Origin of the sequence: Sphingomonas sp., from assembly GCF_040398505.1 — a bacterium.
Lineage (GTDB): Bacteria > Pseudomonadota > Alphaproteobacteria > Sphingomonadales > Sphingomonadaceae > Sphingomonas.
Genome location: NZ_JBBATX010000174.1, coordinates 1 through 1,066, shown reverse-complemented (window position 1 = coordinate 1,066; position 1,066 = coordinate 1). Strand labels below are relative to the sequence as shown.

Sequence of the window (1,066 nt, the reverse complement as noted above, 5' to 3'; positions counted from 1 at the left end):
TTGTCGAGCATCGTGGTGCGCGCGGTACTGTCGTCGAGCTGATGGTCGAGATTCTTGAATTCGACGAGTTCGACTGATCTTCCAGCACCTCGCAGCCGGCTGGCCATCATGCGCGATTCGCCGATCCCGACATTCTGGTCCATGTCGCCATGGAACATCAGCACGGGCGCGGTGATGCGCGCCGCATTTTGGGCGGGTGATCCCTGAGAGACATGCGGCCCCTTGCCGATGAAAGCATCGACCAAGTCGAAATCTTTGTAATTGTCATGCTCGTGCCGGAGCGTGTCGAGGTCGGTGACCGGCGCGATCGCAACGATCGCCTTGAACAGCGTCGGGTCGAGCACCGCCGACTGCAACGCGGCATAACCGCCATAAGACCAGCCGACGATCGCCAGCGTCGTCGGCGCGGCGATTCCCTGCTTCACCAGCCAGCGCCCACCGTCATTGACGTCGCCGATCGCAGTCCGCCACGATTTGAAGCCGTTTTCGCGGAACCAGCTTTCGCCATAGCCGGTCGATCCGCGATAATTGGGTTGCAGCACCGCATAGCCGCGCGCGGCAAAGAATTGCGCAAGCCAGTCAAAGCCCCATTCGTCGCGGTCGCCCGGCCCGCCATGCGGCATGACAATCGCGGGAAGGTTGGTTGCCGATTGGCCGACGGGCAGGGTCAGGTAGCCCGGGATCATCGTACCGTCGGCCGCAGGGAACGTGATCGCCTTCACGGGTGCGAGCGTGGTCTGCGCAAGCGGCGGCCGCACACCCAATAACGGGCTGAGCTGCCGCGTCTTCTTGTCGAACAGCATATAGTCGCCGGGATCGACGTCGCTGCCGGCCCATAACAGCAGTTTCGATTCATCGGCGCTGGCGTCGATGAACTGAATCAGCGGGCGCTTTGGGATTGCTTTCGCCAGCCCGATGCCGAGCTTTTTCAGTTCCGGGTCGAAGAATTCGGTCTGGCGCCGGTCGGTGACGAAGCTGACCCCGACCACACGATGCTGTCGCCCGATCCGGACCAGCCCCGCGACATCGACGTCGGGTCTGGCGAACACGAGATCGCGCTTCAGGC

1 protein-coding gene is annotated in these 1,066 nt (G+C 62.7%); it reads right to left on the bottom strand.

Going from position 1 to position 1,066, the window contains the following annotated elements:
• The coding region (locus ABWP09_RS13995) for an alpha/beta hydrolase family protein (RefSeq protein ID WP_353205736.1) at window positions 1–1,066 on the bottom strand (1,066 nt) is incomplete at both ends.